General features: G+C 70.5%; 5 protein-coding genes. 1 reads left to right on the top strand and 4 read right to left on the bottom strand.

Translation table 11 applies throughout. The features are described from left to right. The coding region (locus ABZX92_RS44515; RefSeq protein ID WP_355572032.1) for a BTAD domain-containing putative transcriptional regulator at nucleotides 1-2,690 on the bottom strand (2,690 nt) is incomplete at its 3' end. A gap of 30 nt (nucleotides 2,691-2,720) precedes the next feature. After that, nucleotides 2,721-3,587: an aminoglycoside phosphotransferase family protein gene (locus ABZX92_RS44510; RefSeq protein WP_355572030.1), complete on the bottom strand. Its 867-nt coding sequence runs from the start codon at nucleotides 3,585-3,587 to the stop codon at nucleotides 2,721-2,723. Nucleotides 3,588-3,610: 23 nt separating this feature from the next. Here ABZX92_RS44510 and ABZX92_RS44505 point away from each other — a divergent pair, with 23 nt between their 5' ends. Continuing rightward, nucleotides 3,611-4,879, top strand: a complete 1,269-nt coding sequence (locus tag ABZX92_RS44505; RefSeq protein WP_355572028.1) for a lanthionine synthetase LanC family protein — start codon at nucleotides 3,611-3,613, stop codon at nucleotides 4,877-4,879. Here ABZX92_RS44505 and ABZX92_RS44500 read toward each other — a convergent pair. Both ABZX92_RS44500 and ABZX92_RS44495 read right to left on the bottom strand, forming a co-directional pair. Beyond that, on the bottom strand, nucleotides 4,871-5,872 hold the full coding sequence (locus ABZX92_RS44500) for an LLM class flavin-dependent oxidoreductase (protein WP_355572026.1): 1,002 nt from the start codon (nucleotides 5,870-5,872) through the stop codon (nucleotides 4,871-4,873). The two genes, ABZX92_RS44505 and ABZX92_RS44500, sit on opposite strands and share 9 nt — an antisense overlap. A gap of 63 nt (nucleotides 5,873-5,935) precedes the next feature. Then, complete coding sequence (locus ABZX92_RS44495) at nucleotides 5,936-6,859, bottom strand: beta-galactosidase domain 4-containing protein (RefSeq protein ID WP_355572024.1); 924 nt, start codon at nucleotides 6,857-6,859, stop codon at nucleotides 5,936-5,938. Nucleotides 6,860-6,917: the final 58 nt, after the last annotated feature.

The raw sequence follows: 6,917 nt of genomic DNA, 5'->3' as shown, positions 1-6,917 counted from the left end.
GGGGTGTCGGGGGCGATCCGGTGGTAGGTGTGGGCGAGGGCCTCGGAGATCGAGTCCGGTGTCGAGAAGACGTGCACCCGGTCCCACGTCCGCGCCGCCAACGCGTAGCCGGTCATGACGGCCATCTGGTCGTTGCCGAGGTCCCGCGCGTACTTCTCGGCCTCGGCGACCTCACGCGCGGCCGACTCGTGGTCGCCGAACCGGGCGTACTCGACCGCGAGCCGCCACCGCTGCTGGATGGCGTCGTCCTGCGACCGCAGCTCCAGTGCCACTTCAAGACCCTTGCGGTACAACGCGATCGCGGCCTCGTTGTCGCCCGTGTGCGAGATGAACGCGGCTTTCATGCCGAGTGTCATCGCCGCGCCCCAGCGGTCACCCACGGCCACGAACTGCTCGTACGCGCGGTCACGGGCCAGCTCGGCGCCGTCGAGATCACCGTTGTCGACCAGCATGAAGCTCAACGCCCAGTCCGCCGCCGCCCGCGCCCACGGGTCCTCGCTCGCGGCCGCCCGCGCGACCTCCTGGCGCGCCAGCTCGCGGTTCTGGCTGAGGAACGCCAGCATCGGCAACGCGATCGCGAGCGACGGGTACTTCTGGGTGGCGCCGGTGCGCACGCAGTCGTTGATCACCGTCGCGGCCTTGGCCGTGTCCGGCAGCCCGGGAATCGCGGCCATGATCAGCTGCATCGCGCGGAACGTGGCGGCCAGGTCCTCCGGCAGCGCGTCGCCGAGTGCCAGCACCTCGCGCACCGAGGACTCCGCGCGTTCGTTGTCGCCCTTGACCAGCCAGTACCAGAAGGTGCCGCTCAGCAGGTCCGCCGCCAGTCCGATCTCGCGGTCGTCGATCGCGCCGCGCAACGCCGCCACGATGTTGTCCTGCTCCGCCTCGTACATCGAGATCGCCTCGATCTGGCGGACGGTGCGGGTCAGCGGCTCCCACGTCTCGGTGAGATCCCGGTAGTGGCGGCGGAACCGGTCGAGGATCTCGCGCTTCTCACCGGACGCTTCGAGCTGCTCGTCCGCGTAGACCCGGATCGTCTCCAGCATCCGGTAGCGCGGCTCGCCTTCCAGCTCGAAAACATCCACAATGGACTTCTCGACCAACGACGTCAGGACGTACAGCGCGTCCTCGTGGCAGACCTGTTCGATCGCGGCGAGGTCCGCTCCGGCCGGGAACACCGACAGCCGGCGGGCGAGCTGAAGTTCCTCGGGAGTCAGCAGGTCCCAGCTCCACTCCACGACCGCTCTCAGCGTGCGCTGGCGGGGGAGTGCCGTGCGGCTGCCCGAGGTCAGCAACCGGAACCTGTCGTCGAGCCGCTGGGTGATCTGCCGGACCGTCATCGACCGCAGCCGCGCCGCCGCCAGCTCCAGCGCGAGCGGCATGCCGTCGAGCCTGCGGCAGATCTGCTTCACGTCGTCCACAGTGGACTCGTCGAGCTGGAAGCCCGGTTTCACCGCCGAAGCCCGGTCCAGGAACAGCCGCACCGCGCCGAACCCGGCGATGTCGGCCTGCCCGTTCGGCACCGAGAGCGGCCCGACCGGGCACAACGACTCGCCGTCGATCGCCAGCGGCTCCCGGCTGGTCGCGAGCACGCGCAGGTTCGGCACCCGCCGCAACAGGTCGCCGGCGAACTCCGCGGCCGCCGTGATCAGGTGCTCGCAGTTGTCCAGCACCAGCAACGACTCGCCCGCGCCGAGCACCTCCGCGATCCGCTCCATGCCCTCGGACCGCCGGCGCATCGGATCCCCGCCGAACGTCAGGTCGAACGCGCCGAGCACCGCACCCGCGAGGTCCTCCTGCGCCCGCACGCCGGCCAGCGCCGCGAACCACACGCGGCCCTTGGCGTGCAACGGATGCCGTGCCGCGGTCTCGGTGGCGAGCCTCGTCTTGCCCGCGCCGCCCGGCCCGACCAGCGTCACCAGCCGCGCGCTGTCGAGCTGGTCGTGGATCTGTGCGAGCTCCTCGTCGCGGCCGACGAAACTGGTGAGCCGCACCGGCAACCGGTCGACCGCGGTGCGCGGCTTGAGCTCACCGCGCAGCACCGCGAGGTGGACGTCCTGCAGCTCCTGCGACGGGTCGACGCCCAGCTCCTCGGCGAGCCTGCCGCGGACCTCCTCGTACACCCGCAGCGCGTCGGACTGCCTGCCCCGCGCGCACAACGCCCGCATCAGCAGCCCGGCCAGGCGTTCCCGCAGCGGGTGCTTCTCGTGCATCGCGGTCAGAGCGGCGACGTCGAGATCGCCGGTGCTGAAGCGCTCCTCCTCGGCGGACAGGCGGGCCTCGTCGAGCCGCACGGCCGCCGGTGCCGCGAACGGCGCTTCCCGCACATCGACGAGCGCCTCGCCACGCCACAACCGGAGCGCCTCGTCGAGCCTCCCGGCCGCGCGCAGCCGTTCGAACCGGAAGACGTCGACATCGTCCTGGGCGATCGCGAGCCGGTACCCGCCGGGCTCCAGCGTCACGTCCGGACAGACCTTGCGCAGCCGCGACACCAGCGACTGCAGCGCGTTCGACGCGTCGGCGGGCGGTTGGTCGCCCCACAGGTCGTCGATCAGCGTGGTGGTCGCGACCGGACGGCCGGGGTCGAGCGCGAGCCGGGCCAGGAGCATGCGGACGCGGGCACCACCGATGTCGATCGGTGTGCCGTCGTCGGCCTCGACCGTCGTCGGGCCCAGCAATGCCACGCGCACACGTCCAGCTTTCCAGATCACGAGCGGCGATCAGGCGAGAACGTCGAGTGCACGGCTGAGCGCGTCGGTGATAAGAGACTCCATGGCGGGGTCGCTGCTGCCACGCGGCACCCGTTCCACCAGCATGATCGAGTACAGGTACGCCTGGTAGGCGGCGAGCCGGACGCGAGCGGAGTCCGTGAACTCGAAGCCGTAGCTCGTCAGGAAGTCCCTGTCCGATTCGATCGATCCGAAGAGCGCCAACGACACGAACTCGGCCACCGGATCGCCCCAGAACGCCCGCTCGCCGTCCACGAACCCGGTCAGGCCGGTGTCGGTGAGGACGTTGCCGTCCCACAGGTCGAAGTGCACCAGTGCAGGCCGCTCGACCTCGTCGAACACCGACAGGTTCAGCGGTACGCAGGGCAGAACGACCCCGAAGCGCTGGGCGTCGGCCTTCACCGCATCGAACATCGCGACGAACGCCGAGGTCCACGTCGGGTGCAGGCCGAGCTGCGGGTAGCCGAAGCCGGGCCCGGTGACCTCGTGCAACGCCGCCACGGCCTGACCCAGCTGGCGGCGGACGAGCGGCCGGTCGACGTCGTCCCGGCCGAACAGAGGCCGGCCGGGCAGCCACGTCGTGAGCAGCGCGTCGCTGTTCACGAGCGCGCGGGAGAAGTCGGAGTGCACGACCTCCGGCACCGGCGCGACCGCGTGCCCCAGCCTGCAGAACATCGCCTCGGTGCGCATCAGATTGCGTTCGTAGGTGAGTCCTGGCTGGTCGGACGGCGCGACCTTGAGCACGAAGTCGCCCTCGGGCGACGTCACCCGGAACACGGAGTTGTACGTACCGCCACCCAGCGGGCGCACGGTGAACTCGGTCAGGTCCGCCTGGGCCAGAATCAGCTCCACCGTCACAACGGCAATGTAATGATCCAACGATGAACACGTACTGGGGGACCGCCGAGGCAGCCTGGCGGTGGGTACTGGATCAGGTCCACTACGACGACGTGGTGTGGATCCCGCCGTCGGTCGGTGAAGAGCTCAATCCCGATCACCGCGACGGCATGTACGACGGAGTCGGAGGCCTTGCCCACGTGCTGGCCGAGATCCGGCTGACCCGCGAGTGGACCGGCGAGGAACAACGCCTGGCGAACGCGATCACCGACCAGGTCCGCGCGAGCATCGGCACCACGGTCGACTACACGTTCTTCAGCGGACTGGGCAGTGCGATCGGCGTGCTGACCGCACTCGACGCTCCTGGCTCCGACGCCGCCGTCAACCGCCTGCTCGAACTGTCCACGCCGGACGGCTGGGCGCACGAGCACTTCAGCCCGCCGCGCTTCGTGGACGGCGCCAGGGGCCACGACCTGACGCTGGGCACCGCGGGCGTGCTGCTGGCCGCTGTGCACGCCCGGCGGCACGGCTTGGCAGGCGCGGACAGGCTGGCCGAGGTGGCCGCCGAGGTCCTGCTGGCCGAACGTGAAGAGACGCCGGCCGGCCTCAACTGGCGGATGGTGCCGGTGCGCATGGCCGTGGTGCAACGGGAGATCCCGAACTTCTCGCACGGCCTCTCCGGCATCGCGACCGCGCTCGCGCTGGCCGGTGCGGAGTTCGCCCGCCCGGATCTCGTCGAGGCGGCCACCGCGGGTGCCTCACACCTCGTGGCGATCTCCGACCAGAGCGACGGTGGGTTCCGGGCCCCGCTGCGCATTCCACCGCTGGAGGAGCTGGAGCCGTTCAGCTACGGCTGGTGCCACGGCCCGGCGGGCACGTCACTGCTGTGGCCCGCCCTTGAGCGCGCGGGCGTGCGGGAGGTGGCCGGTGCGCCGGTGATGGACTGGCACAGCCGGAGCCTGCACAGCATCCGCGTGTCCGGCCTGCCCGAACGGCGTCACCCCGGCTTCTGGGACAACGACGGACGCTGCTGCGGCACCGCGGGCGTCGGAGACCGGCTGCTCGACGCGGGCGAGCACACGGACTTCGCGCTCCACCTGGCAGATGTGCTGGTGGAACGGGCGATTCCGGACGGATCAGGCGTCTGCTGGCGGTTCATCGAGCACAAGAACGACGACCCGCTGCTGCCCGCCGGCATCGGCTGGATGCAGGGCGCGGCGGGCATCGCCGGGTTCCTGTTCCACGCCGGCCGCGTCGCTCAGGGCGACACGACCTCCGTGCCGCGCATGGACACCTGGTGGGCTCTACGCTGACCAGCCGAGTTCCGGCCCCAGCTTCGTCGCGATGTCGGTGAGGATCTGCACGTAGTCCTCGTGCTCGAAGCTGAACGGCAGCGCGAACGCCACCTCGTCGACCTCCTGGAAGGCGAGGTGCGCGTACAGCTGCTCGGCGATCTCCGCGGAGGTGCCGATCAGGTCGCGCGCGAACATGAACCGGCGCGGCCCGAACGGTGTCTTCGTGCGTTCCGTGCGCTGGTCCACGTAGTCCTGGTACTTCGCGCGCTGCTCGGGCGTCGCCGAATCGGTCGGGATCACCACGAGCCCCTGCGAGACGCGGTTGCCGCCGTGTGCCCGGAACGCCTTGATGAGCGACAGCTGGATCTCGGCGAAGTCCTCGGACTCCTCGGCCTGGACCACGTTGCTGCACAACAGGTTCAAGCCGTGCGAGCCCGCCCACCTCGCCGACCGGAGGCTGCCCGCGCCGTACCACATCCGCTCGCGCAGCCCGGCCGCGTGCGGCTGCACGCGGTCCGAGAACTGCTCGATGCCCCTGGTACCGCTGAACTCCGTGACCTTCTCGCCGCCCACGAAGTCCAGCAGCCGCTGCAACCGGTCGTAGCTGAAGTCCTCGACGTCCGCCGTCTGCGGGTACAGCGCGTGCTTGACGTCGTCGTAGTACATCGGCGGCCCGACGCTCACGCCCGGATTCAGCCGCCCGCCGGACAGGACGTCGACCGTCGCCAGGTCCTCCGCGAGACGCAGCGGATTCTCCCAGCCCAGCGGGATCACGGCGGTGCCGAGGCTGATCCGGCTGGTGCGCTGGGAGGCCGCGGCGAGGATCGCGACCGGCGAGGAGATGCCGAACTGCAGGTGCCGGTGCCGCACCCAGGCGCTGTCGAAGCCGAGTTGCTCGGCCAGTTCGATGATCTCCAGCGTGGACCGGTGACCCGCGCCGGGGTTGTGCTCGTCGAACAGCCCGATGGTGAGAAAACCCAGCTTCCGCAACGGCTCTGACTTCCGCGGCACGGCTCCTCCTCGATGTCTCCTCCCGAGCTTAGGTGACGTCTCAACTAGTTCCACATGCTGGAATCAGAGCGTCTGGAACGTGACCGCGAAGCTCGCCTTCCTGGCGTGCAGCCGGTACCGCGGCAGCACGCCCGGCCCGCACGACGCCGTGCCGAGGCCGTGCTGGGCGAGGTCGAGGTTCAGGTGGACGCGGTCGCGCGGCTGAAGGTCGTCGGCGTGTCGGGCCGCGTCCAGGTCCTCGCTGGTCCAGCGGCGGGCGGTGAAGTCGAACACCGGCTCGCCGCTGATTTGGACGCCGCCGAGCCGCAGCCACCGCGTGTCCACCCGGTTGCCGTTCTCCTGGGGGAAGACGTACGGCGTCTGCAGACCGTCCACAGTGGACTGGAATCGGCCGATGCGAACGGCTTGGCGGCTGTCCGGGTAGGCCTCGCCCGGACCGGCGCCGAACCACTCGACCGCGTCCACGTCTCCGGGGAGTGCCAAGCGGAGACCGAGACGGGGGAGAGTGCACGGCCAGCCGCCGTCGGGGGTGACGTTCAGCTGGAGCCTGAGCCGGTCGCCGTCGGCGGTCCAGTGGTAGTCGGCGAACATGCCGAAACCCCGGCTCGGCGGTGCCACACGGGTGCGGACGACCAAGGCGTTCTCCTGGACGTCGACCTCGATGACGCGGTGCTGCAGTCGGTGCAGGCCTGCTTCCCGCCACGCCCGTTCCTCGGGCTTGTCGGATCCCCGGTCGTTGTCGGTCGGAGCACGCCACAGGTCGAGGCGCGGGCCTTCGACGGCGTGATCGCCGAGCCTCGTGAGGAGTCCGGTGGCAGGGTCGAACTCGCCCGGTCCGAGCCAGAGCACGTCGCCGACGCCGACGAGCTCGACTCCGCTGATGGGGGAGACGGGCTCGGGCGCGGCGACGGCGATCTGCCCCCAGGCCACCACATGACCGGCCTCGGCCCAGCTGGTGGCGTCGGCCAGGACGGCACGAACCGTCAACCCCGGCTCTCCCACCGACAAACGGCGTCAGCCGCAGGGGACGATCGGGTTGCTGGAC

Origin of the sequence: Lentzea sp. NPDC006480, assembly GCF_040611995.1 — a bacterium.
Lineage (GTDB): Bacteria > Actinomycetota > Actinomycetes > Mycobacteriales > Pseudonocardiaceae > Lentzea.
The sequence above is the reverse complement of the archived record's forward strand: the minus strand, read 5'-3'. Positions and strand labels throughout refer to the sequence as shown.

What these genes read in the sequence shown, in the direction of transcription:
- ABZX92_RS44505 (WP_355572028.1), top strand. Translation starts at nt 3,611, where the DNA reads ATGAACACGTACTGGGGGACCGCCGAGGCAGCCTGGCGGTGGGTACTG.